This is a genomic window from Brevibacterium sp. 2SA, from assembly GCF_005502845.1.
GTDB lineage: Bacteria > Actinomycetota > Actinomycetes > Actinomycetales > Brevibacteriaceae > Brevibacterium.
The window spans coordinates 1-25,684 of sequence record NZ_SCMW01000021.1 but is presented as its reverse complement, the minus strand read 5'-3'; the positions used below and the strand labels follow the sequence as shown (position 1 = coordinate 25,684).

At 66.8% G+C, this 25,684-nt stretch carries 20 protein-coding genes; 17 read left to right on the top strand and 3 right to left on the bottom strand.

The window, feature by feature from the left end:
* Window positions 1–130: 130 nt before the first annotated feature.
* From FFS20_RS09440 to FFS20_RS09420, 5 genes are all read left to right on the top strand, one after another.
* Complete coding sequence (locus FFS20_RS09440; RefSeq protein ID WP_137825595.1) at window positions 131–763, top strand: thymidine kinase; 633 nt, start codon at window positions 131–133, stop codon at window positions 761–763.
* A 93-nt stretch (window positions 764–856) separates the two neighbouring features.
* The gene (locus tag FFS20_RS09435) at window positions 857–1,630 is read left to right on the top strand and encodes an alpha/beta fold hydrolase (protein ID WP_137825594.1); all 774 of its coding nucleotides are present in this window, start codon (window positions 857–859) and stop codon (window positions 1,628–1,630) included.
* A 261-nt stretch (window positions 1,631–1,891) separates the two neighbouring features.
* Complete coding sequence (locus FFS20_RS09430) at window positions 1,892–3,544, top strand: DASS family sodium-coupled anion symporter (RefSeq protein WP_137825593.1); 1,653 nt, start codon at window positions 1,892–1,894, stop codon at window positions 3,542–3,544.
* 31 nt (window positions 3,545–3,575) lie between these two features.
* The gene (locus tag FFS20_RS09425; protein WP_137825592.1) at window positions 3,576–4,646 is read left to right on the top strand and encodes an NADH:flavin oxidoreductase/NADH oxidase; all 1,071 of its coding nucleotides are present in this window, start codon (window positions 3,576–3,578) and stop codon (window positions 4,644–4,646) included.
* Window positions 4,640–5,296: an MBL fold metallo-hydrolase gene (locus FFS20_RS09420; RefSeq protein WP_137825591.1), complete on the top strand. Its 657-nt coding sequence runs from the start codon at window positions 4,640–4,642 to the stop codon at window positions 5,294–5,296. The genes FFS20_RS09425 and FFS20_RS09420 overlap by 7 nt, the downstream gene beginning before the upstream one ends.
* A 36-nt stretch (window positions 5,297–5,332) precedes the next feature.
* Here the strand turns inward: FFS20_RS09420 and FFS20_RS09415 are convergent, their stop codons facing one another.
* A complete protein-coding gene (locus FFS20_RS09415; protein ID WP_137825590.1) occupies window positions 5,333–5,914 on the bottom strand; it encodes a hypothetical protein in 582 nt (193 codons plus the stop codon).
* Between the two features lie 247 nt (window positions 5,915–6,161).
* On the opposite strand from FFS20_RS09415, the gene FFS20_RS09410 reads away from it, so the two are divergent.
* The 7 genes from FFS20_RS09410 (at window position 6,162) to FFS20_RS09380 (ending at window position 17,775) form a co-directional block, all read left to right on the top strand.
* Window positions 6,162–7,967 (top strand): ABC transporter family substrate-binding protein, encoded by a 1,806-nt coding sequence (locus FFS20_RS09410; protein ID WP_137825589.1) that lies wholly within the window; start codon window positions 6,162–6,164, stop codon window positions 7,965–7,967.
* A gap of 102 nt (window positions 7,968–8,069) precedes the next feature.
* Window positions 8,070–9,614 carry an ABC transporter permease gene (locus FFS20_RS09405; protein WP_137825588.1) on the top strand — a complete coding sequence of 515 codons (1,545 nt, stop codon included), beginning with the start codon at window positions 8,070–8,072 and terminating at the stop codon, window positions 9,612–9,614.
* A complete protein-coding gene (locus FFS20_RS09400) occupies window positions 9,611–10,645 on the top strand; it encodes an ABC transporter permease (RefSeq protein ID WP_137825587.1) in 1,035 nt (344 codons plus the stop codon). The genes FFS20_RS09405 and FFS20_RS09400 overlap by 4 nt, the downstream gene beginning before the upstream one ends.
* On the top strand, window positions 10,645–12,537 hold the full coding sequence (locus tag FFS20_RS09395) for an ABC transporter ATP-binding protein (RefSeq protein WP_137825586.1): 1,893 nt from the start codon (window positions 10,645–10,647) through the stop codon (window positions 12,535–12,537). Before FFS20_RS09400 ends, FFS20_RS09395 begins: the two co-directional genes overlap by 1 nt.
* 219 nt (window positions 12,538–12,756) lie before the next feature.
* Window positions 12,757–14,667 (top strand): translational GTPase TypA, encoded by a 1,911-nt coding sequence (gene typA / locus FFS20_RS09390; protein ID WP_137825585.1) that lies wholly within the window; start codon window positions 12,757–12,759, stop codon window positions 14,665–14,667.
* Entirely contained in the window at window positions 14,664–16,016 is a 1,353-nt protein-coding gene (locus tag FFS20_RS09385) for a PIG-L family deacetylase (RefSeq protein WP_137825584.1), read from the top strand. Before typA ends, FFS20_RS09385 begins: the two co-directional genes overlap by 4 nt.
* A 13-nt stretch (window positions 16,017–16,029) precedes the next feature.
* Window positions 16,030–17,775 (top strand): VanW family protein, encoded by a 1,746-nt coding sequence (locus FFS20_RS09380; protein WP_137825583.1) that lies wholly within the window; start codon window positions 16,030–16,032, stop codon window positions 17,773–17,775.
* A 51-nt stretch (window positions 17,776–17,826) separates the two neighbouring features.
* Here FFS20_RS09380 and FFS20_RS09375 read toward each other — a convergent pair whose 3' ends face one another.
* Window positions 17,827–18,870: a GNAT family N-acetyltransferase gene (locus FFS20_RS09375; protein ID WP_249356764.1), complete on the bottom strand. Its 1,044-nt coding sequence runs from the start codon at window positions 18,868–18,870 to the stop codon at window positions 17,827–17,829.
* Window positions 18,871–19,093: 223 nt separating this feature from the next.
* Here FFS20_RS09375 and fdxA point away from each other — a divergent pair, with 223 nt between their 5' ends.
* The 3 genes from fdxA (at window position 19,094) to FFS20_RS09360 (ending at window position 22,004) form a co-directional block, all read left to right on the top strand.
* Window positions 19,094–19,420 (top strand): ferredoxin, encoded by a 327-nt coding sequence (gene fdxA / locus FFS20_RS09370; protein WP_137825581.1) that lies wholly within the window; start codon window positions 19,094–19,096, stop codon window positions 19,418–19,420.
* Window positions 19,417–20,538, top strand: coding sequence for a succinyldiaminopimelate transaminase (gene dapC / locus FFS20_RS09365; RefSeq protein WP_137825580.1), 1,122 nt, complete (start codon window positions 19,417–19,419; stop codon window positions 20,536–20,538). The genes fdxA and dapC overlap by 4 nt, the downstream gene beginning before the upstream one ends.
* Window positions 20,539–20,720: 182 nt before the next feature.
* Window positions 20,721–22,004: a citrate synthase gene (locus tag FFS20_RS09360; RefSeq protein WP_137825579.1), complete on the top strand. Its 1,284-nt coding sequence runs from the start codon at window positions 20,721–20,723 to the stop codon at window positions 22,002–22,004.
* 381 nt (window positions 22,005–22,385) lie between these two features.
* Here FFS20_RS09360 and dapD read toward each other — a convergent pair whose 3' ends face one another.
* On the bottom strand, window positions 22,386–23,330 hold the full coding sequence (gene dapD / locus FFS20_RS09355) for a 2,3,4,5-tetrahydropyridine-2,6-dicarboxylate N-succinyltransferase (protein WP_137825578.1): 945 nt from the start codon (window positions 23,328–23,330) through the stop codon (window positions 22,386–22,388).
* A 43-nt stretch (window positions 23,331–23,373) separates the two neighbouring features.
* Here dapD and dapE point away from each other — a divergent pair, with 43 nt between their 5' ends.
* Window positions 23,374–24,609 (top strand): succinyl-diaminopimelate desuccinylase, encoded by a 1,236-nt coding sequence (gene dapE, locus FFS20_RS09350; RefSeq protein ID WP_137825577.1) that lies wholly within the window; start codon window positions 23,374–23,376, stop codon window positions 24,607–24,609.
* 5 nt (window positions 24,610–24,614) lie between these two features.
* Entirely contained in the window at window positions 24,615–25,535 is a 921-nt protein-coding gene (locus tag FFS20_RS09345) for a TIGR00730 family Rossman fold protein (protein WP_137825576.1), read from the top strand.
* Window positions 25,536–25,684 lie beyond the last annotated feature (149 nt).

The following is a 25,684-nucleotide window of genomic DNA, read 5'->3' as shown; positions in this document are numbered from 1 at the left end:
TGTCGTGGGGTTTGACCTCACCATCCTACCTTTTGCCGCCGTTGGCCCTCGGCTCAGCGTTCGCGTCGGCTCGGCGGTAGAGTAGCGTCCCGGCGCGCAGACGAGTGATGGACAGCGAGAGAGGACACGGGTGGCGAAGCTCTACTTCCGGTACGGTGCGATGAACTCCGGCAAGTCGACGGCTCTGCTCCAGGCGGCCTTCAACTACGAGGAGCGCGGGCAGCGCGTGCTGCTCGCGAAGCCCGACATCGACACGAAGGGCGCCGATGAGATCGTCTCCCGCCTCGGCGTCACCCGCACCGTCGACTTCCTCGTCCCCGCCGGCGCCGACGTCGAGACGATCTACGCCGAGCACGCCGACTACGTCGACCACGATGCGCTCCTGGAATCGATCGACACCCCCAAAGCGCCCGTCGCGTGCCTGCTCATCGACGAGGCGCAGTTCCTCGAACCCGAGCAGATCGACTCGCTCATGCGCGTCGCCACGGAGCAGGACGTGCCGGTGATGTGCTACGGCATCCGCACCGACTTCCGCACCCGGGCGTTCCCGGGATCGGCCCGCCTCCTCGAGATCGCCCACACCCTCGAAGAGCTCAAGACGATCTGCCGCTGCGGTCGCAAGGCGATGTTCAACGGCCGCCTCGTCGACGGGGAGTTCATCTTCGACGGCGATCAGGTCGCCATCGACGGCAACGCCGTGACCTACGAATCGCTGTGTCCGCGCTGTTACCTCACCTACTCCGGCGGTAGGCTGTTGGCGTAGAGACCCTCCCGCCGCTGTCCGACACAGCCGCTGTCCGATGCAGCCGCTGTCCGCACCGTCTGCCGATCCCGATTCCGACGATGAGGAGCCCTCATGCGCATCGCCCTTCACGCCTTCAATGACAATCCCGGATCTCCCGCGCTCGTCTTCGGCGATGCGCTGGGCACCCGGACTCCGCTGTGGGCGGCTGTGGCCTCCCGCCTCGTCGACGACCACCAGATCTACCTCTCCGATCTGCCGGGTCACACGTACCCGGTGTCGCAGGAGGAGCTGAGCCGCGACTTCACGATCTCCGATCTCGCCGCGGGTCTCGTCACCTCGCTCGAGGACAAGGGCGTCGAGTCGTTCACCTACTGCGGCGCCTCGATCTCCGGCGGCATCGGGCTCACGCTCGCCCTCGAACACGCGCACAAGCTCACCGGGCTCATCGCGTGTGCGACGGCGCCGAAGTTCGGCACCGACGTCTCGTGGGCCGAACGCATCACCGAGGTCGAGAACGACGGAACCGCATCCCTGCTGCCCGACACCGCCGACCGCTGGTTCGCCGCCGGCTTCCTCGAGGAGGACATCGCGACCGGGCCGGCGATCCTCACCGACCTCGCGACCGTCGACGATGCCGCCTACATCGCGTGCTGCCGGGCGCTCGCACTCTACGACCTCGAGGGCAAGCTCGGCGGGATCACGACGCCCACCCTCTTCATGGCCGGCAGCCAGGACCCCGGCTGCACCCCGGAGGAGATGGGGAAGATGCGCGACGCCGTCGAGGGGTCGGAGCTCGCCGTCATCCCCGATTCGGCCCATCTCCTCATGGCCGAGCATCCCGAGTTCGTCGCCGACCGCATCCACTCGTTCATCGCCGGTCTCTGAAGGGGCGCCGCCAGCGGCCGCGTCTCTGAAGGGGCGCCGCCAGCGGCCGTGCTGACGCGGGCGGCGGAGAGGCGCGGGCAGCGGCCGTGCCGACACCTGCGACTGCGCCGACAGCCCTGACCAGCCCAGACGGCCCCTACTGGGCCGGAGGGATGACCCTGATCGTGCCCGGGCCGTGACCTCGCGGTCGAAGACAACTGTCGTCATTGTCGTTAGGGTGGAGACACAGGCCCAGCCCGCCAGCTCATAGAGGAGCTCACCGTGAACGACACCCCGTCGCCGCAGTCGACTGAGATCGCCGAGCAGTCACCGGGGGAGCGCGCCCCCGGCTTCCCGCTGCGGACGGTGCGGGTGCGGTGGACGGGCTTCCTCCTCGGCCTCATCCTCTGCACCCTCGTCTACGCGATCATGCCCGACACCGTCGAGCACAACGCGAAGCTCACCGCCGCCGTCGCCGTCCTCATGGCCGTGTGGTGGATGACCGAGGCCCTGCCGATCCCCGCGACCTCCCTCGTGCCGCTTGTCGCGTTCCCCGTCTTCGGCGCCGAGGTGGAGATGGCCGATGTCGGCGCCTCCTACGGCAATCCGATCATCTTCCTCTTCCTCGGCGGGTTCCTCATCGCCCTGGCGATGCAGCGGTGGAACCTCCACCGGCGCATCGCCCTCTTCACGCTCAGCCTCATGGGCAACAAGCCGGGGCCGATGATCGCCGGCTTCATGATCGCCACCGGCTTCATGTCGATGTGGGTCTCGAACACGGCGACCGCGGTGATGATGCTGCCGATCGGCATCTCCGTGCTCATGATCGTCGCGAAGGTCGTCGGCTCGGCGATGGTGACAGGGACAACGGGCACCGAGGCGGTCCCCGGCGACCGTGGATCCGCTGACGCCGCCACCGCCTCGGCCGGCGGCAGCACGGACGGCTCCGGGGGAGACGGCGGCACCGGCGAGGTCGGCATCGGCCACGCCGTGAAGTCGAACTTCGGCACCGCGCTCATGCTCGGCATCGCCTATGCCGCGTCGATCGGCTCGCTCGGCACGATCATCGGCACCCCGCCCAACACGTTCCTCGTCGCCTACCTCAAGGACAACCACGACATCTCGATCGGCTTCGGCCAGTGGATGCTCGTCGGCGTGCCCTTGGCTGTCGTCATGATGGCGATCGCATGGTTCCTCCTCGTCAAGGTGCTCTTCAAGCCCGAGATCGACGAGATCCCCGGTGGCCGCGAACTCATTCGTGAGGAGATGGCCAAGCTCGGGCCGATGTCGACGGGCGAGAAGCTCGTCCTCGGGATGTTCATCCTCGCCGCGGTCAGCTGGATCTCGATCCCGCTGATCTTCGAGGACCCGCCGATCAGCGACGAGGGCATCGCGATGGTCATCGGCCTCCTCCTCTTCCTCATCCCCGGCGGCGCCCACCGCGGCGTCCGCCTCCTCGACTGGGAGACCGCGGAGAAGCTGCCGTGGGGCGTCCTCCTCCTCTTCGGCGGCGGTCTCGCACTCTCCTCGCAGTTCTCGTCCTCGGGACTCACCGAGTGGATCGGCGAGGTCTCGGCCGGTCTCGGCGCGCTGCCGCTCATCCTCATCGTCGCGATCCTCGCCGCGCTCATCCTCTTCCTCACGGAGCTGACGTCGAACACCGCGACCGCGGCGACCTTCATCCCTGTCGTCGGCGGTGTCGCCCTCGGCCTCCAGCTCGACCCGCTCATCCTCACGATCCCGGTGGCGCTGGCCGCGACATGCGCGTTCATGCTCCCGGTGGCGACCCCGCCCAACGCCGTCGCCTACGGCTCGGGCTATGTGACGATCGGGCAGATGGTCAAGGGCGGCATCTGGCTCAACCTCATCGGCATCGTCCTCATCACCGCCACCGTCTACCTGCTTGCCGTCCCGGTGTTCAACATCATGCTGTGAGGACAAGCACCATTGAGGCAGACTGGTGCCCATGGCTGAACTCTTCACCCCGATGACTCTGCGCGGACTGACCGTCGACAACCGGATCTGGCTCGCGCCCATGTGCCAGTACTCGTGCGAGAAAGAGGACGGCATGCCCGGCACATGGCACCTCGTCCACCTCGGCGCGCGGGCGACCGGCGGATTCGGTCTCATCCTCACCGAGGCCGCAGCTGTCCTCTCCGAGGGCAGGATCTCCCCGCAGGACGCCGGCATCTGGAGTGACGCGCACGCCGAGGCGTGGAAGCCCGTCGTCGACTTCGTCCACTCACAGGGCACTCCGATCGGCATGCAGCTTGCGCATGCGGGCCGGAAGGCGAGCACGTACCGCCCCTTCGACGGCAACCCGCGCGGCACGGTGCCCGCTGCCGAGGGCGGATGGCAGCCGCTGGGCGCGAGCCCGATCGCCTATCCCGGTTACACCGAGCCGACAGAGATGACGGAGGCCGACATCGCCGAGGTGGTCGCCGCCTTCGCGACGGCTGCGCGCCGGGCGATCGACGTCGGCTTCGACCTCGTCGAACTCCACGCCGCCCACGGCTACCTGCTCCACTCGTTCCTCTCGCCCCTGTCGAACCAGCGCACCGACGGCTACGGCGGCGACCTCGCCGGTCGCGCCCGGATCCTCTACGAGACCTATGACGCCGTGCGCGAGGCCGTGGGGGAGGACGTGCCCGTGTTCGTCCGGCTCTCGGCGAGCGAGTGGGTGGAGAACGGCTTCGACATCGCCGAGGCGGTCGAGGTCTCCCGTGAGCTCGACGCCCGCGGGGTCGACGTCATCGACGTGTCCTCGGGCGGGAACTTCCCCGTCAAGGTGCCCGTCGGACCCGGCTACCAGGTGCCGCTGTCAGCGGCGATCCGCGACGCCGGGGCGACGACGGCGACCGTCGGTCTCATCACCGAACCCGAGCAGGCCGAGACGATCCTCGCCTCGGGGCAGGCTGACGCGATCCTGCTCGCCAGGGTGGCGCTGCGCGAACCGGCGTGGCCGCAGCGGGCGGCCCATGAGCTCGGCGTCGAGCCGGGACCGTATCCAGCACAGTACGTGAGGGGAAAATGGTGAACACGATCGAGACCGAACACGTCGTCATCCGATGGATCTCCGTCTCCGAGATGGAGAACAACGTCTATCTCATCACTGCGAAGGAGACCGGGGCACAGGTCCTCATCGACGCCGCCGACGACATCGAGGCGATCGAGAGCCTGCTGGCAGCGGGAGCCGAGGACACGAGCGCCGAGCCGAGCCTGCAGGCGATCATCACGACGCACCGGCACTGGGACCATATCCGGGCGCTGCCGGAAGCAGCGACGCGGCACCCGGACGCCATGACGATCGCCGGTGCCGCCGACGCCGAGGCGATCACCGAGGCCGAAGGCGTCGAGATCGCCCACACCGTCGATCATCTCGATGTCGGGGATTTCGGGGGATTCGTCCTTCAGGCGATCGCGCTGCGCGGGCACACCCCGGGATCGATCGCGCTGCTGCTCCTCGACGGCGGACAGTCGATCCTCTTCTCTGGGGACTCGCTCTTCCCCGGCGGCCCGGGAAAGACGTGGAGTCCCGAGGACTTCACCTCGCTCATGGACGATCTCGAGGAGAGGGTCTTCGAGCAGCTGCCCGATGACACGCAGGTGCTGCCCGGCCACGGCGCACCGACGACGCTCGGAGCCGAGCGCGGTCAACTGGGTCAGTGGCGCGAGCGCGGGTGGTGACGGTCTCCGGCAACGGTGCCTGAGGGCCGATCAACATCACCAGCTGGGGACGGCGGTGAAGCCGATGATCGCCCACCCGATCGCGACGGCGAGGACGATGATGACCTCGACGTTCCAGCGCTCGGTGATCGTGCGCTCTCCCCGCGGGTTCGACAGCTGCTCGTCGCCGAGCCCGCGGAAGTGATCGAGCACACCGTCGACGGCGGGGTTCGGGTTGTCGACGAGGCGCCGCGCGCCGGCGGCATCCTTCTCCATCTTCTTCCCGCGACCGGCGAGCGGCCATGAGGAGAATGTCTTCTCACGCGTCTCGACGCCGAGGCCGAAGTGCGTGTCGAAGCCGTCGACGAGATTCCACGGCACCGTCACGGTCTTGAGCGGGTTGACGAGCACGATGTCCCGGGGCCGCAGCTCGACCCGGGGGAACCGGTAGAGCATCCACGCGCCGATGAAGAGGAGCACGGGAATCCCTGCGATCGCCAAGCCACGCAGAGTAAAGTCACCGACGACGATCGAGCCGACGCCGATGACGGCGATGATCGCGATGAGACCGAAGAGCACCGTCGATCCCGTGGTTCTCACAATTCGGGTCTCACCGGGTGTCATCTCACTGTCAGCCATCTGAACATCCTATCCATTGAGACTTTCAATTCGATGGATGTGAGCTGTGTCTCGAAACGGTAACGATTCCTCAAACTGCTCAGAATGTGGACTCAGTCACAGAGACCAGTGAATTAACTTTGAGGCAATCCATGTGAAAACATGAACGCGGTCACACTCCCGATGGCGGGAGGAGTGGTCGGAACGCATCCCGAAACCGGGATGCGGGCACGATGGGCGCGAGCCCAGAGAACAACAAGGAGAGAACGTGAACAAGCGCTTCCTCGCAGCCGGAGCCTCAGTTGCCGCAGCAGCAATGGTGCTTTCTGCCTGCACCCCTCCCGGTGGCGGTAACGACGACCAGGCCTCGGACAACTCGATTCTCAACATCGGCTGGAACGAGTCGTTCCGGTCGATGAACACTCTGACGGCCAACGGCAATGCCACCTCGAACGCCATTCTCACCTACATGATGAATGACAACTTCGGGTACTACGATGACAAGCTCGAGGTCCAGGACGGCGCCCTCGGTTCGGTCGAGAAGGTCTCCGACGATCCGCTCAAGGTCAAGTACACCTTCAACGACACTGCCAAGTGGTCCGACGGCACGCCCGTCGACGCCGCGGACCTCGCTCTGACCTGGGCGGGCACCTCGGCGAACTTCAACACCGTCGAGTCGAACAACAACGACGACGGCACCGTCAAGGAGAACGACGCGAGCACCGTCTACTTCGATTCCGCGACAGCGGGCTCCGCGCTCATCAAGGACTTCCCAGAAGTCTCCGAAGACGGAAAGGAGATCACGTTCACGTACTCGAAGCCCTACGCGGACTGGGCAACGGAGTTCGGCACCGGCGCCGACGGGGTCGGCGTGCCCGCGCACATCGTGGCGAAGAAGGCGCTCGGCACCGAGGACGCAGCTGCAGGCAAGCAGGAGATCCTCGATGCGATCAAGAACAAGGACACGGAGAAGCTCTCGAAGATCTCGAACTTCTGGAACACCGGGTTCGACTTCACCTCGATGCCCGACGACGAGGACCTGCTCGTCCACAACGGTCCGTACAAGATCACGGACTTCCAGGAGGGGCAGTACATCACTCTCCAGCGCGACGAGAACTATTCGGGTCCGGTCGAACCGAAGGTCGACACCATCACCGTGCGCTACAACGGTGATCCGATGGCCATGGTCCAGGCAATCGAGAACGGCGAGGTCGACATGACCCAGCCCCAGGCGACCGCTGATGTCCTCGACGCAGCCGAAGGTATTGACGGCGTGACTGTCGATGCTGCCGACGGTGCGACCTATGAGCACGTCGACTTCACCTTCGACAACGGCGGTCCGTTTGACCCCGCAGCCAACGGCGGCGACGAAGAGAAGGCGAAGAAGGTTCGCCAGGCGTTCCTCCACACTGTGCCGCGTGCTGACATCGTCGAAAAGATCATCAAGCCGCTTAATCCAGAAGCGGTCACCCGCGACTCGTACTCGCAGGTGCCAGGCGCTCCGATGTACGACGGCATCGTCGCCGAGAACGGTATAGACGCCTACAGCCAGGTCAACCTCGACGAGGCGAAGAAGCTCCTCGAAGAGGCCGGCGTTTCCAATCCGACTGTGCGCATCATGTACGACAATACGAACGCTCGACGTCAGCAGGAGTTCCAACTCATCAAGGAATCGGCCGAGCAGGCCGGCTTCAAGATCGAAGATGTCGGCGACGTCAACTGGGGCACCCGTCTCGGTGATAAGTCCTACGATGTCGCCCTCTTCGGATGGCAGTCGGAGGGCACCGGCGTGACTGAGAACGATGCGAACTTCCGCACTGGGGCTCAGAACAACTACGGCGGCTACTCGAATCCGAAGATGGACGAGATCCTCGATAAGCTTCTCGTGTCGAAGGAAGACGAACAGCAGCAGCTGCTCACGGACATGGAGAAGCAGCTCACCGAGGACGCGTTCGGTGCGCCGATCTTCCAGTTCCCCGAGCTGACGATCTACAACGACAAGGTGAAGAACGTGAAGTCGACGTCGGTGTCGCCGACGATGTTCTGGAACTACTGGGAGTGGGAGAAGAACTGATTCGCTTCTGATGCGAACGGCTTTTCACCATCTCAGCTGCTGTGGGGGTCACAACAGTGATCCCCACAGTGGCGTGCTCGCACAGACTGAATCGGACACACCATGATCAAGTTCATTCTCAGGCGACTGCTGTCGACAGTGCTCGTTCTGCTCGTCGTCACCTTCGTCCTCTACCTTCTGCTCAACGTCGCCCTCGACTTCTTCTGGGACCTGCGTTCGAGCACGTCCCCGAACATCGAAGCGCTCTACGAGTCGCGCATTCGCCTCCTCGATCTCGAGACGCCCGCGATCGTCCGCTACTTCAAGTGGCTCGCCGGCGCGAGCGGCTGCCTCGTCGGCCAGTGTGACCTCGGAATCGCCTGGAAGAGCGGTCAGGAAGTCACCTACCTGCTCCAGGGTGCGATCGTCAATACGATCAAGCTCATCACAGCCTCGACGATCGTCGCGATCATCCTCGGCATCGCCGTCGGCATGGTCTCCGCGATCCGCCAGTACTCGGGCTTCGACTACTTCATCACCTTCGTCTCGTTTCTCCTCTACTCGCTGCCCGTCTTCTGGGTCGCGGTGCTCCTCAAGCAGTACGGAGCCATCGAGATCAACAACTTCATCAACGATCCGACCTTGACCAGCTGGTGGCCGATCATCATCGCGTGCATCGCGATGGGTCTCTTCTGGATGGGCGCCCTCGGCGGTGGCAAGAAGCGACGGATCATCACGTTCCTCGCCGCGACGCTCGTCACCTTCGGGACGATCTACTACATCCTGGCGAGCGGCTGGCTCCAGCAGCCGACGATCGGCGTCGTCGGAGTCGTCCTCATCGGCGTCGGCGCCGCGATCGTCATGACCTTCCTCTCGACCGGCCTGAAGAACAAGCGCGTGCTCTACGCCTCGCTGACGATCGCCGTCATCGGAGCGCTCCTCTACATGCCGCTCCAGTACCTCTTCTACTACCAGGAGATGAACTGGCTGTGGATGCTCGGCCTGTTCATCGTCACGATCGGCGTGGCGATCGGCGTCGGCCTCGCGTTCCGTGGACCCGATCCGTGGGACACCGCGCGCACGACCGTCTTCACTGCGGTCATCATCGCGGTGACGATCTTCGCCGACCGTGTGCTGCAGGGGTGGTCGGAGTACTCGAGCAGTCCCGCAATCAACAATCGCCCGATCGCGACGATCGGTGCCTCGGCACCGAACGTCAATGGCGATTTCTGGATCACGAACCTCGACACGTTCACCCACCTCCTGCTGCCGTCGATCGCCCTCGTCCTCATCTCCTTCGCGTCGTACACGCGGTACACCCGCGGATCGATGCTCGAGGTCATGGGTCAGGACTACATCCGCACGGCGCGAGCCAAGGGCCTCAATGAGCGCACGGTGATCATGCGGCATGCGCTGCGCAATGCGCTGCTTCCGTTGGCGTCGATCATCCCCGTCGACATCATCACAATGATCGGCGGTGCGGTGATCACAGAGACGATCTTCGGCTGGAACGGCATGGGCAAGCTCTTCATCGACTCGATGCGACAGTCCGAGCTCGATCCGATCATGGCCTACATCCTCATCACGGGCATCCTCGCCATCATCGCCAACCTGGTCGCGGACTTCCTCTACGCCGTCCTCGACCCGAGAATCCGAGTGAACGCATGAGCATCGACAACAAGAACCAAGACACGGAGACGGGCCTCGACCCCGTCGGCGAGAACGCGATCGAAACGAAGGAGACAGAAGGTCTTTCCCAAGGAAAGATCGTCTTCCGCAAGTTCATCCGCCACAAGGGCGCGATGGCAGGGCTCATCGTCCTCATCCTCGTGACGATCTTCGCCTACACGGCCCAGGGCATCGGTCCGATCCCCGGTTGGTGGATCTTCAACCACACGGCATCAGGCCCGGTGGTCAACCCCGGCGGCGCACCGACGTGGACGCTGTCGAACTTCTTCTCACCCGGCGAGCATCCGTTCGGTCAGGACGAGATCGGCCGCGACAACTTCGCCCGCGTGATGAAGGGCACCCAGATCTCGATCATGGTCATGGTCATCATCGGTGTGGTGGCTCTGATCATCGGCACGATCGTCGGGGCGCTGGCCGGCTACTACCGCGGCTGGGTCGATTCGGTGCTCATGCGCATCACCGACGGCTTCATCATCCTGCCCGTCATCGTCGTCGGCGCGATCCTCGGCAAGCTCGTCTCGGGCACCGGCGGTGCGATGCTCGGGCTCGTCCTCGGTGCGATCCTCTGGACCGGGCTCGCTCGACTCGTCCGCGGTGACTTCCTCTCGCTGCGCGAACGCGAATTCGTCGACTCGGCGCGAGTGGCAGGAGCGAGCGACTTCCGGATCATGTTCAAGCACATGCTCCCGAACGCGATGGGTGTCATCATCGTCAACACGACGCTGCTGATGAGCCAGGCGATCGTCCTCGAGGCCTCGCTGAGCTTCCTCGGCTTCGGCATCGCACCGCCTGACATCTCGCTCGGTCAGCTCATCAGCGAGTACCAGACCTCGTTCGCCACGCGTCCGTGGCTGTTCTGGTGGCCCGGCTTCTTCATCATCATCATCGCGCTCTGCGTGAACTTCATCGGCGACGGTCTGCGCGACGCGTTCGACCCGCGGATGAAGACGATCCCGAGCTGGCGGAAGATGAAGAAGGCCGAGCGCATGGCGAAGAAGGGGGACAAGTGATGACCGCACAGACCACAGCGGAGGCGACCGCCTCGGCGAAGTCACCGATCCTCGACGTCACGGACCTGGGAGTGAACTTCTGGGTCAGCGACGAATGGTGGATGGCGGCCGAAGGCCTGACCTACACGGTCAACGCGGGCGAAGTGCTCGCGATCGTCGGTGAGTCAGGGTCGGGCAAGTCGCAGTCGAGCATGTCCCTGCTCGGTCTGCTGCCGTCCAACGGTCGGGCCACGGGCTCGGCGAAGCTCGGCGACACGGAGCTCATCGGACTGCCCCAGGAGCGCATGCAGCACATCCGCGGCAACGACATCTCGGTGATCTTCCAGGAGCCGATGACCGCGCTCAACCCGGTCTACACGGCAGGCTTCCAGATCGTCGAGACGCTGCGCGTGCACATGAACATGGGTCCGAAGGAGGCGAAGGAGCGCGCTCTCGAGCTCATGCGTCTCGTCGAGATCCCCGATCCCGAGGAGCGGTTCCACTCGTTCCCACACCAGCTCTCGGGCGGTCAGCGGCAGCGCATCATGATCGCGCAGGCGCTGGCGTGCCAGCCGAAGCTGCTCATCGCCGATGAGCCGACGACAGCGCTCGACGTCACGGTGCAGGCCGAGATCCTCAAGCTCATGCGCGAGCTCAAGTCGAAGCTCGACGCCGGCATCATCCTCATCACGCACGACATGGGCGTGGTGGCGGACATGGCCGACCGCATCATCGTTATGCGGGCGGGCAAGGTCGTCGAGTCGGGCACCGCCGATGAGATCTTCTACAACCCGCAGCATCCGTACACGAAGCAGCTCCTCGAGGCGGTGCCCCACCTCGGCACCGAGATCGAGGGAGAGGCCTTCGGCGCGGATCTGGGGGACGTCGAGGTCGCGCTCCACGATCTCGAGGAGGCCGAAGCGGACGAGTCCGCAGGCGACGACCTCGCGGCGGGATCGCTGGCCGATGATGACGCCGAAGCCACGCCCGCCTCGACCGGTGAGGCCGACCACCCGCAGATCGAGATGGACTCGACGGAGACGTACTATCATCCGGGGTCGCAGGCGGACTTCTCGAAGCCCTCTGCCCTCCAGCTGCGCGACGTCGCCATCGAGTACCCGGCGCTCGGGCGGAAGAAGGCCTTCCGGGCCGCCCACCACATCAATCTCTCGATCGCTCCCGGAGAGGTTGTCGGCCTCGTCGGCGAGTCCGGGTCGGGCAAGACGACGATCGGCCGTGCCGCCCTCGGACTCCTGCCCACGGTCGAGGGCGACATGCTCGTGGGTGGAAAGAGCATCAAGGGTCTGTCGAACAAGCAGCTGCGGCCACTGCGCAAAGAGGTCGGGATCGTGTTCCAGGATCCCGGCTCCTCGCTCAACCCGCGTCTGCCCGTCGGCGAGTCGATCGGCGAGCCGCTCTACCTCCACGAGGGGATGAAGGGGCCGGCGCTCAACAAGAAGGTCGAAGAGCTCCTCCACGCCGTGGAGCTGCCGACGACGATGCGCAACCGCTACCCGCACGAGCTCTCGGGCGGTCAGCGTCAGCGCATCGGCATCGCCAGGGCGCTGAGCCTGCGGCCCAAGCTGCTCATCGCCGATGAGCCGACCTCGGCCCTCGACGTCTCGGTGCAGGCGAAGGTCCTCGACCTCTTCGAGAGCCTGCAGGCGCTCTACGGGTTCGCGTGCCTGTTCATCAGCCACGACCTCGCCGTCGTCGAACGCATCGCCTCGCGCATCGCGGTGATGCGCCACGGCTACCTCGTCGAGATCGGACAGAGCTCACAGGTCGTCGCCAACCCCGTCCACCCGTACACGCAGCGTCTGCTCTCCGCAGTTCCGGTTCCGGATCCCAAGGAGCAGCGCAAGCGCCGCGAGGCCAGGGACGCGGTGCTCGAAGCGACGATGGACGCGTAAGGGCGACCACCTCGGTGCCGGTGAGGCGGATCCGACGTGATGTCGAACTTCGATGTCGCTGAGGATCCGCCTCGCTGTCGTCTGCGGCGATGTCGGCAGGTGCCGGCACCCGCCTTGCCCGCTGCTGTCACCGACCTGTGAATGGGGAAGGGCGGTGGTGCGTATAATTGAGTGTCGGGTCCGTACCGGACCGTTCTCCCTACCGTCAAAAGGCTATTGATGACTGAAGCTCCCATGCGCCGGGAAAACCGCCGCAACGTGGCAATCGTTGCCCACGTCGACCACGGCAAGACCACTCTGGTCGACGCCATGCTCCGGCAGACCGGTGTGTTCAACGAGCACGGTGACTTCGCCGAACGCGTGATGGACTCCGGCGACCTCGAGCGGGAGAAGGGGATCACGATCCTCGCGAAGAACACCTCGGTGCTCTACAACGGCCCCTCGGCCGGCGACGAGCCGATCGTCATCAACGTCATCGACACCCCGGGCCACGCCGACTTCGGCGGTGAGGTCGAACGCGGCCTGTCGATGGTCGACGGCGTCGTCCTCCTCGTCGACGCCTCCGAAGGACCGCTGCCGCAGACGCGCTTCGTCCTCCGCAAGGCACTGGCCGCGAAGCTGCCGGTCATCCTCGTCATCAACAAGACCGACCGCGCCGATGCCCGCATCGACGGCGTCGTCGAGGACTCCCAGGATCTTCTCCTCGGACTCGCCTCCGACCTCGCCGACGAGGTCCCCGACCTCGACGTCGACTCCGTCCTCGACGTGCCCGTCGTCTTCGCCGCCGCGAAGGTCGGCGCCGCCTCGCTCGACCAGCCCGCCGACGGTGAGGCCCCGGACAACCCGGACCTCGAGCCGCTGTTCAAGACGATCATCGAGACGATCCCGGCCCCGGAGATCAACGCCGACGGCATCCTCCAGGCGCACGTGACGAACCTCGACGCCTCGCCGTTCCTCGGCCGTCTCGCCCTCCTGCGCATCTTCGGCGGCACGCTGAAGAAGGGCCAGCAGGTCGCCTGGGCCCGCGGCGACGCGATCAGCTCGGTGAAGATCACCGAACTCCTCGAGACCCAGGGTCTCGACCGGGTGCCCGCCACCGAGGCCTCCGCCGGTGACATCGTTGCCGTCGCCGGCATCCCCGACATCATGATCGGCGACACGCTCACCGACATCGACAACCCGAAGCCGATGCCGGCGATCGTCATCGACGATCCCGCGATCTCGATGACCATCGGCATCAACACCTCGCCGCTGGCCGGTCGCGAGAAGGGCACGAAGGTCACCGCCCGCATGGTCAAGGACCGCCTCGACGCCGAGCTCGTCGGCAACGTCAGCCTCAAGGTGCTGCCCACCGAGCGTCCCGACGCGTGGGAGGTTCAGGGCCGCGGCGAGCTCGCGCTGGCCATCCTCGTCGAGCAGATGCGCCGCGAGGGCTTCGAACTCACCGTCGGCAAGCCGCAGGTCGTGACGAAGACCGTCGACGGCAAGATCCACGAACCCTTCGAGGACCTCACGATCGACGTTCCGGAGGACTACCTCGGCGCCGTCACCCAGCTCATGGCCAGCCGCAAGGGCGTCATGTCGACGATGACGAACCACGGCACCGGCTGGGTGCGCATGGAGTTCACCGTCCCCGCGCGCGGTCTCATCGGCTTCCGCACGCGGTTCCTCACCGAGACCCGCGGCACCGGCATCGCGAACTCGATCTCCGCCGGATACGGTCCGTGGGCCGGGCACATCGAGTTCCGCACGAACGGCTCGCTCGTGGCCGACCGTGCCGGGGCCGTCACCCCGTACGCGATGATCAACCTCCAGGAGCGCGGCTCGTTCTTCGTCCAGCCGACCTCCGAGGTCTACGAGGGCCAGATCGTCGGCGAGAACTCGCGCGCCGACGACATGGACGTCAACATCACGAAGGAGAAGAAGCTGACGAACATGCGCTCGGCTTCGGCGGACTCCTTCGAGAACCTCGTCCCGCCGCGCAAGCTCACCCTCGAGGAGAGCCTCGAATTCGCCCGCGAGGACGAATGCGTCGAGGTCACCCCGAGCGCCGTGCGCATCCGCAAGGTCGAACTCGACCAGAAGGAACGCGCGAAGAACTACGCGAAGCTGCGCCGCCAGAACGCATGAGTGTCACCCCGCGCATCCTCTTCGTGCACGCTCATCCCGATGATGAGACGATCGCGACAGGGGGCACGATCGCCGAACTGGTCGCCGAGGGCGACCAGGTGACAGTGCTGACCGCCACCCGCGGAGAGGGCGGAGAGGTCATCCCGCCCGAACTCCGCAGTCTCGAAGGCGATCGGGCCGGCCTCGCCGAGGTGCGGGAGACGGAGATCGCGGCGGCGATGCGCGCGCTCGGCGTCACCGACCACCGGTTCCTCGGCACTCGCCGAGGCGGTGCGGCGACCCGGCCCGAGCGCCGCTTCGAGGATTCGGGGATGGCCTGGGGGAGCGACGGCCACGCCGTTCCCGCCCCGACGATGCCCGCGGGGGCGCTCTGCGCGGCACCGGTCGCTGACGTCGCCGGCTACATCGCGGCCGTCATCGACGAGGTCCGCCCGCACGCCGTCATCACGTATGCGGCCAACGGCGGCTACGGCCACCCGGACCACGTCCGCGTCCACGATGCGACCGTGGCCGCCGTCGAGGCGGCGACGTGGACGACGGGTCGCCTCCTCTTCGTCGAGGTGCCCTCCGAGGTGGCTCGCGCGTCCTTCGATCCTGCTCAGCCCGGATTCGCCGAGTCCGGGTTCGCGCCTGCGCAGGCGATTCCGACGAAGGCTCCGAGCGGGCCGATCGCCGTGGCCCAGGACGTCACACGCTCTCGGCCGGCGCAGCGGGCGGCGCTGTCGGCCCATCGCACGCAGGTCAGCGTCGACGGCGACTTCTATGCGCTGTCCAACGGCGTGGGCACGAAGCTTGCCGACCACGAGTACTACTCGATCGGTGCGGGCACGCCGATCCCCGCCGAGACGGTGCAGGCGGGACCCGCTGCGCACGTGCTCGCCGGGCTCGACCTCGAAGCCATCGAGGACGAGAACGCCCTCGCCGGTCGCCGGCGCCGTCGGGAACCGAAGAAGCCCGGTGTCCTCGCGTTCATCCACGCGGTGCTGCTCGGGCTGCTCATCGGCTTCCTCGGCGGACTCCAGCACCTCAATGTCTCGGTCGTCCGCCTCGGCGAGCAACCGGTCATCCTTCCCTGGGGACTGGCCCTGGCACTGCTCATGGCGGTCGCCGGACTCTGGCACCTCAAGACGATGTACCGCAGCACCGGGCCGATGCTCGTCGCTGCGATCGTCATCGCTCTCCTCTCGTATATCCTCGGTCAGCCGCAGTGGCTGCCGGGTGCCGACACCATCGTCACGGGCACCCTGCGGTCAGTTGTCTGGCTGCTTGGCCCCATGATCGTCGCCGCGGTCTTCGCCTTCACCCCTGTGATGGGGCGGGAGAAGCACCGCGCGGGACGCCCACGCTGAAGTTGGAAGACTGATGTCCACTCCCACCCTCTCCGGCGGCACCCCCGAATCCGGTGCCGAAACCCAGAAGCGACGCAGCCGCCGCCCTTGGCTCATCGCCCTGTTCGTCGTGCTCGGCCTCGCCGTGGTCTACCTCCTCCTCGGGCTCTTCAGCGGCCGCATCGTCGCTCCCGGCACCACCGTGGCCGGGGTCGACATCGGCGGCAAGAGCGCGAGTGATGCGAGCGCTGCCCTCGAGGACGCCCTCGCCGACCCGGTCAAGCAGGACATCGAGCTCACCGCGGGCGAGTCGACGGCGACGCTCAACCCTGCGGACGCGGGGCTGAGCGTCGATGTCGACGCCACGGTCGCCAGGGTCACCGGGTTCACGCTCGATCCCACGATCCTCTGGGACCGGCTCTTCGGGGACAACACCGTGGCACCGGTCATCGCCGTCGACGACGCGGCCTTCGACCCGGCCGGCAAGGATGCCGCCCAGGCACTCAAGGTCGACCCGGCCAATGCTGAGCTCACCTATGACAAGACGACCCCGACGGTCAAGGACGGTGTCGTCGGACAGACCGTCGAACCCGAGGCGATCCGCACGGCGATCACCTCGGAATGGCTGCAGAAGGACGGGCCGCTGGCGGTCGAGGCGACGAACGAGGACCCCGACATCACGACAGCGGAGGCCGACGAGGTCGCCAAGGGATTCGCGACCGACGCCGTCGCCGGAGACGTCACGGTCAAGGCTGTGCCCGGCAAGGACGCCGACTCCGACGTCAAGGGCGGAGACCTGACGATCGCACCCGAGACGATCGCGGACACCCTGAGCTTCGTTCCGAAGGACTCCGCCCTCGTGCCTGAGTTCGACGCGAAGAAGCTGCAGAAGCAGACGCTCGATGAGAACACGGAGATCGGCCGCCCCGCGAAGGACGCGACGTACGAGATCGTCGACGGCAAGCCGAAGGTCGTCGCATCGGAGACCGGCATCGGCATCAAGGCCGACGACCTCTCGAAGGCCGTCACCGATGCCATCAACGGAGACAGCGCGGCCGCCGAGGTGACCCTGGCCTCCGTCGACCCCGAGTTCACGACCGAGGACGCGGAGAAGGCCGACGTCTCCCAGGTCGTCTCCGAGTTCAGCACTCCCTACGACTCCGACCCGAACCGCGACAACAACCTCCGCGTGGCCTCGAAGGAGGTCTCGGGCACCGTGCTCCAGCCCGGTGAGCAGTTCTCCCTCAACGACACCCTCGGTCAGCGGACCGCGGCCAACGGCTACAAGCCCGCCGGGGTGATCTCGGAAGGGCAGATGAAGGAGGACTTCGGCGGGGGAGTCTCACAGGTGTCGACGACGCTGTTCAACGCCGCGTTCTTTGCCGGCTTCTCCCTCGACGAGCACCAGGCGCATTCGCGCTACATCTCGCGCTACCCCGAGGGCCGGGAGACGACGCTCGACTTCTCGTCGATCGACCTCAAGTTCACGAACACGTCGAAGACGCCCGTCGTTCTCAACATGTACCTGGCTGACGGGAAGGTGAACGCGAAGGTCTTCGGCGTCAAGACCCTCGACGTGTCCTCCGAGTCCTCCGGCCGCTACGCCTTCACCTCTCCGGCGACGAAGACGGAGTCGGGAGCCTCGTGCAAGCCGCAGTCTCCGCGCGAGGGCTGGTCGATCAAGATCACCCGCACGATGAAGGAGATCGCCACGGGCAAGACGACGAAGGACTCCTTCGTCACGACCTACCGCCCGGTCAACAAGGTCGAGTGCAAGTAGGCGGGTGACCCCGAGGCCGGCTCGACCGGGCTCAGCTGCTTCGGTCCGGGCTCAGCCGCGGCCGGCGAACCAGTACCGGTGGCGCACGCTCGCCCCGAGGGAGCCGAAGAGCTCGAGCGAAGCCGTATTGCCCGCTTCGACATCGACGAGGTAGGAGCGGACCCCGCGCTGGGAGAGCAGCGCGGCGGCCGCCCGGACGACCGCGCGCCCGGCGCCGCGACGACGCAGGTCGGGGCGCGTGACGAGGTTGGTGATGACACCCCACTTGCTGCGCTCGACGACCCGGCAGGTGGCGACCATCGTCTGCGAGCCGTCAGGATGCTGCGCCCAGGCGGTGACGAACTGGCACGGATCGTCGGCCTCGATGAGAGCCCGGAGGGCCTCGGCGGAGCCGGGGTCGCGCTCACTCGTCCACGCCGCGTAGTGCAGGGGACTCGGGGTCTCCGTGACGTCGATGACGAGGCCGGGAGCGGCCGCCTCGGCGGGTCCGGCGGCACCACCGGCCGCCTCGGCGGTGGACCCGGTGAGCAGATACACGGTCTCCGAGGCGGTGTACCCGCGGTCCGAGAGCAGCGGGCCGAGGCCCGCGCACACGGGGTCGAGGCCGGCGGAGTCATCGGCGGAGTAGATCTGGACGACCGGCGGTCGGTTCCTGGCGGCATACCACGCTTCGACGGCGTCGAGGCCGTCCTCCCAGCTCAGTCCCGTCTCTGAGACGGGCAGGGCGCTGTTGGCCCGCCGGGTCACCGACTCCGAGCTGCGCAGCAGCCAGCCCTTCTGCAGGAGGCCGACGTCGTCGCCGTCGTCGCTGCGGGATTCGTTGCGGAGGTTCTCGGCGTTGAGCCACGAGACATCGGCGGGCAGCCAGGCCGCCGCCGAGATCCGGCGCAGGTCGACAGCGGAGACGATCTCATGCGTGCGGCCCGACCGGGTGGGAGCGGGAGGCACCTCGTGGACGAGGAGGATCTGGTCGCGGAGGATGCGCACGGGCCCGCGCTTCGTGTCGATCTCGACGCGGGACTCATCGGCTGCGGTGACGACGCCGAGCGCATCGGAGGTCGCATGACTGTCTCCGGGATCGAGCGAGTAACGCACCACGACTCTCCTCCCGGGCTGCAGATCGTCCACGGAATCCCCTCTCTCGCTCGCTGAGTCCTCAGTCCACCCTAGAGCAGACGGCGCCGGCCCGCGCGCCTGCGTGACCGGGCCCACGGAAAGTGCAACGAGGATCACGAGTCCCGCGGAGAGACTGCGCACGTGTGCAGGGCGTATGGTTGACTGCAGAGAACGACTTCAGTTTCCCGAGGAGCGCGAATCCGTGACGTACATCATCGCCCAGCCCTGCGTCGACGTGAAGGACAAGGCCTGCATCGACGAATGCCCGGTCGACTGCATCTACGAGGGGGAGCGCTCCCTCTACATCCACCCCGACGAGTGCGTCGACTGCGGAGCCTGTGAGCCCGTCTGCCCCGTCGAGGCGATCTACTACGAGGACGACGTTCCCGAGGAATGGTCGGAGTACTACAAGGCCAATGTCGAATTCTTCGATGACATCGGCTCACCGGGAGGCGCCGCCAAGCTCGGCAACACCGGCAAGGACCACCCGATCATCTCCGTCCTGCCGCCGCAGAACGGCGAGGAGTGACGCGTCGCCTCGGGCTCGACCTGCCCGACTACCCGTGGGACAAGCTCGCGGCCTATCGTGCCCGCGCTGCCGAGCATCCCGGCGGCGTCTGCGATCTCTCGATCGGCACGCCGGTCGACCCCACCCCGCAGGTCATCGAGGACGCGCTGGCCGCGGCCGGCGATGCTCACGGCTACCCGACGACGACCGGCACCGATGAGCTGCGGTCGGCGATCGCCGACTGGTACGACACGTGGCACGGGGTGACCGTCGACCCCGCCACCGAGGTGCTCCCGACCATCGGGTCGAAGGAGTTCGTCGCGTGGCTGCCGACTCTGCTCGGCCTGCGGCAGGCGGGTCTGAGCGTGGCCTGCCCGCACGCGGCCTACCCGACGTATGAGATGGGGGCGACGATCGCCGGCGTCGACTGCGTCCGGCTCGACGCCTCCGAGATCCTCGCCGGGGCCTCGCTCGAGGGCATCGGGCTCCTCTGGCTCAACACCCCCGGCAATCCCACGGGTGCTGTCCTCGACCGGGACACCCTCGCCGAGGTGGTCCGCCGTGCCCGCGCAGCCGGAGTCGTCGTCGCCTCCGACGAGTGCTACGGACTGCTCAACTGGGTCTCCGACGAGCCGGCCCCGAGCGTGCTGTCGGTCACCGAGGGCGACCACTCCGGTGTGCTCAGCGTCTACTCGATGTCGAAGCAGTCGAACCTCGCAGGCTACCGTGCCGCGTTCGTGGCCGGGGACGCCGAGCTCATCGGCGATCTGACGAAGACGCGGAAGCATGCGGGCATGATCGTGCCCGCGCCGATTCAGGCGGCGATGGTCGCCGGACTGCGCGATGTCGACCATGTCGTCGAACAGAGAGAGCGCTACCGCGCACGGCGCGATCGTCTGCGTCCGGCGCTCGAGGCCTTCGGATTCCGCATCGACGACTCCGATGCCGGCCTCTATCTGTGGGCCACGGCCGGTGTCGACGGCTGGGAGTCGATCGGTGCATTGGCCGATCTCGGAATCGTCGCCGGGCCCGGCGCGTTCTACGGCGACGCCGCGGCGTCGCACGTGCGCGTCTCGCTGACGGCGACCGACGAGCGCATCGACGCGGCTGCCGAGCGCCTTCTCGCCGCTGCGAAATGAGGTCCGCGGAGCCGCTCTGATTTGGACCGGCCGCGGCATGTCTGACCAGGTAGGACGTGTTACCGGTCAGTATGCACTGGGTGCAGTGATTTTTCGAATCCTCAGGGAGTGGGTAGTCTTTGAGGGAACTGTGCAAGACGCCTCAAGAAGTTCTTGAGGTGGGTCGACGGTGAGGAGAACATATGCCGACCGAAGCGAATCTCAGGATTGCCGATACGGACCTGGCACTGCCAGAAGTGCCGGCCACTGAGGGCAACAACGGATATCGCATCGGCTCTCTGCTCAAGGAGACCGGCGCCGTCACCTACGATCCGGGATTCGGCAACACGGCATCGACCTCCTCGGCGATCACCTACATCGACGGCAACGCCGGCGTGCTCCAGTACCGGGGCTACCCGATCGAGCAGCTGGCGGAGAAGTCGAACTTCGTCGAAGTCTGCTACCTCCTCATCCACGGCGAACTGCCCACTCAGGAGCAGTACGATGCGTTCGATTCGCGTCTGCGCAAGCACACCATCGTCCACGAGGATCTGCGTCGGTTCTTCCGTGCGTTCCCCTACGATGCGCACCCGATGCCCATGGTTTCAGCCGCTGTCGCGGCTTTGTCGACTTTCTACCAAGATGACCTCGATGTTTTTGACGAGGAGCAGGTCGACACCTCGTCCTACCGCCTGCTCGCGAAGATGCCGACGATCGCGGCGCTCGCGCACCGGAAGAACATGGGCCTGCCCGTCATCCACCCGGACAACTCGCTCAGCCTCGTGGAGAACTTCCTGCGGGTGAACTTCGGCGTGCCGTCCGAGCCCTACGAGCCGGACCCGCTCGCGGTCAAGGCGATGGATCAGCTCTTCATCCTCCACGCCGACCATGAGCAGAACTGCTCGACGTCGACGGTCCGCCTCGTCGGCTCGGCGCAGGCGAACATCTTCCAGTCGATCTCCGCGGGCATCAACGCCCTGGCCGGACCCCTGCACGGCGGCGCGAACTCGGCGGTGCTCGAGATGCTCCAGTCGATCGCGGCGTCCGATGACGGCCCGAAGAAGTTCATGGAGCGCGTGAAGAACAAGGAAGAGGGCGTGCGCCTCATGGGCTTCGGCCACCGGGTGTACAAGAACTACGATCCGCGCGCGAAGATCATCAAGAAGACCGCCGACGAGGTGCTCGCCCGCAACGGCGGCGACCCGCTGCTCGAGCTCGCGATGCAGCTCGAGGAGATCGCGCTGGCTGACGACTACTTCGTCGAGCGCAAGCTCTACCCGAACGTCGACTTCTACACCGGCCTGATCTACAAGGCGCTCGGCTTCCCGACGAACATGTTCACGGTGCTCTTCTCCGTCGGTCGCCTCCCGGGCTGGATCGCCCAGTGGCGCGAGATGATCAACGATCCCGAGACGCGCATCGGTCGTCCCCGTCAGGTCTACACCGGCGCGGTCTCCCGCGACTACGAGGACATCAGCGAGCGCTGAGCACCTCTCCACTCCGGCAGCCCTCCGGGCGCTTCTCCACCGCACGGTGGCTGAGCGCCCGGAGGGCTGCTGTCGTGTGGGGTGATCGCGGCGCCGAACACCGACAACCTGCGGGGCGACACACACCGCGTGGCTTCGCACGCACACCGCGGAGTCGCGTCCCCTGCGCCCGCACGGGTTGTGTGTGAACCTCCGGGTAGGGGGTTGCCGGAGCGGCTGCCCTCATCCGCGGTCGTTCGACCTTCCGCCTGCCCGTCCCGGCAGTGCAGCGAAACAGCCCTCCGGCGCCGAGGCGGTTCCTCGGTTCCCGGAGGGCTGTTGGCTGATCCGAACGGGGCAGGTGTGAATCGCAGTGCCGTCCCTCAGTGACGGCCCTGGATCTCAGTGGAGGTCGGGGTTGAGCTCGATGCCCTTGGCCGAGCGCGCGATCGCCTCGACGGCACCGGTGACGGAGTTGCGGCGGAAGAGGATGTTGTTCGCTCCGCTGAGCTCCGAGGCCTTGACGACCCGCTCGTCGTCGCCGAGCACGCTCACGCGCGTGCCGGCGGTGAGGTAGAGGCCGGCCTCGACGATGCAGTCGTCGCCGATCGAGATGCCGACACCGGAGTTCGCGCCGAGCAGGCTGCCCGTGCCGATCGAGATGCGGTGCGTGCCGCCCCCGGAGAGCGTGCCCATGATCGAGGCACCGCCGCCGACGTCCGAACCGTCACCGACGACGACGCCCTGCGAGATGCGTCCCTCGACCATCGCCGAACCCAGGGTGCCCGCGTTGAAGTTGACGAAGCCCTCGTGCATGACCGTCGTGCCCGGGGCCAGATGCGCGCCGAGACGCACCCGGTCGGCGTCTCCGATGCGGACACCGGAGGGGATGACGAAGTCCGTCATCCGCGGGAACTTGTCGAGGCCGAAGACCGCGACGGGGCCGCTGGCGAGCAGCTTCGCGCGGGTGGCCTCGAAGCCCTCGGGCGAGCAGGCGCCCGCCGAGGTCCACACGACGTTGGCGATGTGACCGAAGATGCCGTCGAGGTTGACGTCGTTGGGCACGACGATGCGGTGGGAGAGCGCGTGGAGGCGGAGGTAGACGTCGGCCGCCGAGGCGGGTGCTTCGTCGAGGTCGATCGTCGTCGTCACCACGGTCGTCGTCGTTCCCCGGGCCGGATCCTCACCGGTCATCGCGTCGAGTCCGTCCTCGGACGCGAGGGCGGTGGCGGCCGCCTCGGCGTCGGTGAAATCGTCGGCGACGCTCAGGGTCGGGTACCAGACGGAGAGGACGGTGTTCTCATGCTGCGTGGCGAGTCCACGCGCGGAAACGATGCGTTGTGTCATGACCGCAAGCCTAGTCGGTGACCGCGGTACTAGGCTAAGCCGTATGACCGCTCATCCACCTGCTGAGACCACATCCGCTTTCGTTCCCGACGGCGACCTCGGCGAGTATCTGCTCGCCGCCATCGACGATCCGGGTGAGCTCACGGGCCGGCTGTGCGCGATCGAATCCGTCTCCGGCAACGAGGCGGCGATCACCGATGCTGTCGAGGCCGTGCTGCAGGCGATCAGCGCCGGGGACGGCCCCGATCTCGAGATCCTCCGCGACGGCGACACGATCGTCGCTCGCACCCGGCTCGGGCGCAGTGAGCGCATCGTCGTCGCCGGTCACCTTGACACCGTCCCCGTCGAGGGCAACCTCCCGCCCCTGCGCTTCGTCGGCACCGCCGCCGGCCCCGCGGGGACCGGTGCCGAGCCGCACCCCGGCCAGGGTGTGCCGGGGGCGTCTGCCGCCGAGGCGGCCGTCCCGGACGAGGACATCGTCTGGGGCCGTGGGGCGTGCGATATGAAGGCGGGCGTGGCGATGCAGCTCGTCACCGCGGCAGCCCTGCGCAATCCGACGCGCGACGTCAGCTGGGTCTTCTACGACCATGAGGAGGTCGACGCCGCACTCAACGGCCTCGGTCGGGTCGCCCGGAACCATCCGGACTGGTTGGACGGGGACTTCGCGATCCTCGGCGAACCCTCGAACGCGAGCGTCGAAGGCGGCTGCAACGGCACGATCCGCGTCGACGTCACGACCCACGGGGTGCGGGCGCATTCGGCACGGGCCTTCATGGGCGTCAATGCCATCCATGCCGCCGCCGAGGTGCTCACCCGCCTCGCCGACCACGTCTCCGAGACGGTCACCGTCGACGGACTCGACTATCGCGAATCCCTCTCGGCCGTCGCGATCAGCGGGGGAGTCGCCGGCAACGTCGTCCCCGACGAGGCCCGGATCTCCGTCAACTACCGCTTCGCGCCGTCGAAGTCGGCGGCTGAGGCCGAGGGCTTCCTCCGTGAGCTCTTCACCGGCTTCGACGTCGTCGTCACCGATGCCGCGGAAGGCGCCCGGCCGGGACTCGACCGGCCGATCGCACAGGACTTCCTCTCCGCCCTCGGCGCCGAACCGGCGGCGAAGCTCGGATGGACCGATGTCTCGCGCTTCAGCGCGCTCGGGGTGCCGGCGGTGAATTTCGGCCCGGGCAACCCTCTGTATGCTCACAAGTCAGACGAACATGTCAGGGTCCGGGAAGTGGAGGACGCGACCCGGGCGCTCGTGAGCTACCTCGAGGAGGGCTGAGAACGATGTCGACACACTCAGGCACACCGGCACAGGCGGGATCTGCGGCCGGACCGCAGGAGAGCGCACCGGCGCACGAGAGCGCACCGGCGCAGGACGCCGCACCGCAGGCCGCCACGGCCACACCGCAGACTGACGCTCCGCCCCAGCCCGAGCCGGGCGAGGACGCACAGTTCTACAGCAAGGGACCGCTGCGCCTGCGCGGATCCCAGGTGCCGACGACGACGACCGATCAGCGTCTCCTCGAATCACGCGGCCCCTCGAACTGGGTCCATGAGGATCCGTGGCGGGTCATGCGCATCCAGGCCGAGTTCGTCGAGGGCTTCGGCTCGCTGGCCGAGGTCGGCCCCGCCGTGTCGATCTTCGGCTCCGCGCGCCTCGGCCCGCAGACGCAGGCCTACAACGACGCCCGTGAGATCGCGCGCCGACTCGCGGAGAACGGCAATGCGATCATCACCGGCGGGGGACCGGGCATCATGGAGGCCGGCAACCTCGGTGCGATGGAGGCCGGGGGAGTCTCGATCGGCCTCGGCATCGAACTGCCCTTCGAGTCCGGCCTCAACGACTACGTCGAACTCGGCGTGAACTTCCGGTACTTCTTCGTCCGCAAGACGATGTTCCTCAAGTACTCGCGCGGCTTCGTCGTCATGCCAGGCGGCTTCGGCACCCTCGACGAGCTCTTCGAGGCCTTCACCCTCGTCCAGACCGGCAAGGTCACCTCGTTCCCCGTCGTCCTCTTCGGCACCGCGTACTGGTCGGGTCTCGTCGAGTGGATCAGGAGCACGCTGCTGGCCTCGGGCACGATCTCGGACACCGACCTCGACCTCTTCATCCTCACCGACGACATCGACGAGGTCGTGACACACATCGGCCCCGGCGGCTCCCTCCCCGATGCCCCCGTGGGCGGCGCAGGCCCCGAACAGTGAGAGACCGCGCGCAGGCCCGACCGAGCGGTTCCGCCCGTCCGGTCCGTGCCCGCAGCGTCCTCGACGACGCCCGACCCGGTGCCCCGGTCATCATGGCCGTGGTCAACCGGACGACGGATTCGTTCTACGAGTCCGCGGCGACCCTCGAC

What these genes read in the sequence shown, in the direction of transcription:
- FFS20_RS09345 (WP_137825576.1), top strand. Translation starts at nt 24,615, where the DNA reads ATGTCGACACACTCAGGCACACCGGCACAGGCGGGATCTGCGGCCGGA.
- dapE (WP_137825577.1), top strand. Translation starts at nt 23,374, where the DNA reads ATGACCGCTCATCCACCTGCTGAGACCACATCCGCTTTCGTTCCCGAC.
- FFS20_RS09360 (WP_137825579.1), top strand. Translation starts at nt 20,721, where the DNA reads ATGCCGACCGAAGCGAATCTCAGGATTGCCGATACGGACCTGGCACTG.
- FFS20_RS09380 (WP_137825583.1), top strand. Translation starts at nt 16,030, where the DNA reads ATGTCCACTCCCACCCTCTCCGGCGGCACCCCCGAATCCGGTGCCGAA.
- FFS20_RS09405 (WP_137825588.1), top strand. Translation starts at nt 8,070, where the DNA reads ATGATCAAGTTCATTCTCAGGCGACTGCTGTCGACAGTGCTCGTTCTG.
- FFS20_RS09395 (WP_137825586.1), top strand. Translation starts at nt 10,645, where the DNA reads ATGACCGCACAGACCACAGCGGAGGCGACCGCCTCGGCGAAGTCACCG.
- typA (WP_137825585.1), top strand. Translation starts at nt 12,757, where the DNA reads ATGACTGAAGCTCCCATGCGCCGGGAAAACCGCCGCAACGTGGCAATC.
- FFS20_RS09400 (WP_137825587.1), top strand. Translation starts at nt 9,611, where the DNA reads ATGAGCATCGACAACAAGAACCAAGACACGGAGACGGGCCTCGACCCC.
- FFS20_RS09420 (WP_137825591.1), top strand. Translation starts at nt 4,640, where the DNA reads ATGGTGAACACGATCGAGACCGAACACGTCGTCATCCGATGGATCTCC.
- FFS20_RS09435 (WP_137825594.1), top strand. Translation starts at nt 857, where the DNA reads ATGCGCATCGCCCTTCACGCCTTCAATGACAATCCCGGATCTCCCGCG.
- dapD (WP_137825578.1), bottom strand. Translation starts at nt 23,330, where the DNA reads ATGACACAACGCATCGTTTCCGCGCGTGGACTCGCCACGCAGCATGAG.
- FFS20_RS09385 (WP_137825584.1), top strand. Translation starts at nt 14,664, where the DNA reads ATGAGTGTCACCCCGCGCATCCTCTTCGTGCACGCTCATCCCGATGAT.
- FFS20_RS09425 (WP_137825592.1), top strand. Translation starts at nt 3,576, where the DNA reads ATGGCTGAACTCTTCACCCCGATGACTCTGCGCGGACTGACCGTCGAC.
- FFS20_RS09415 (WP_137825590.1), bottom strand. Translation starts at nt 5,914, where the DNA reads ATGGCTGACAGTGAGATGACACCCGGTGAGACCCGAATTGTGAGAACC.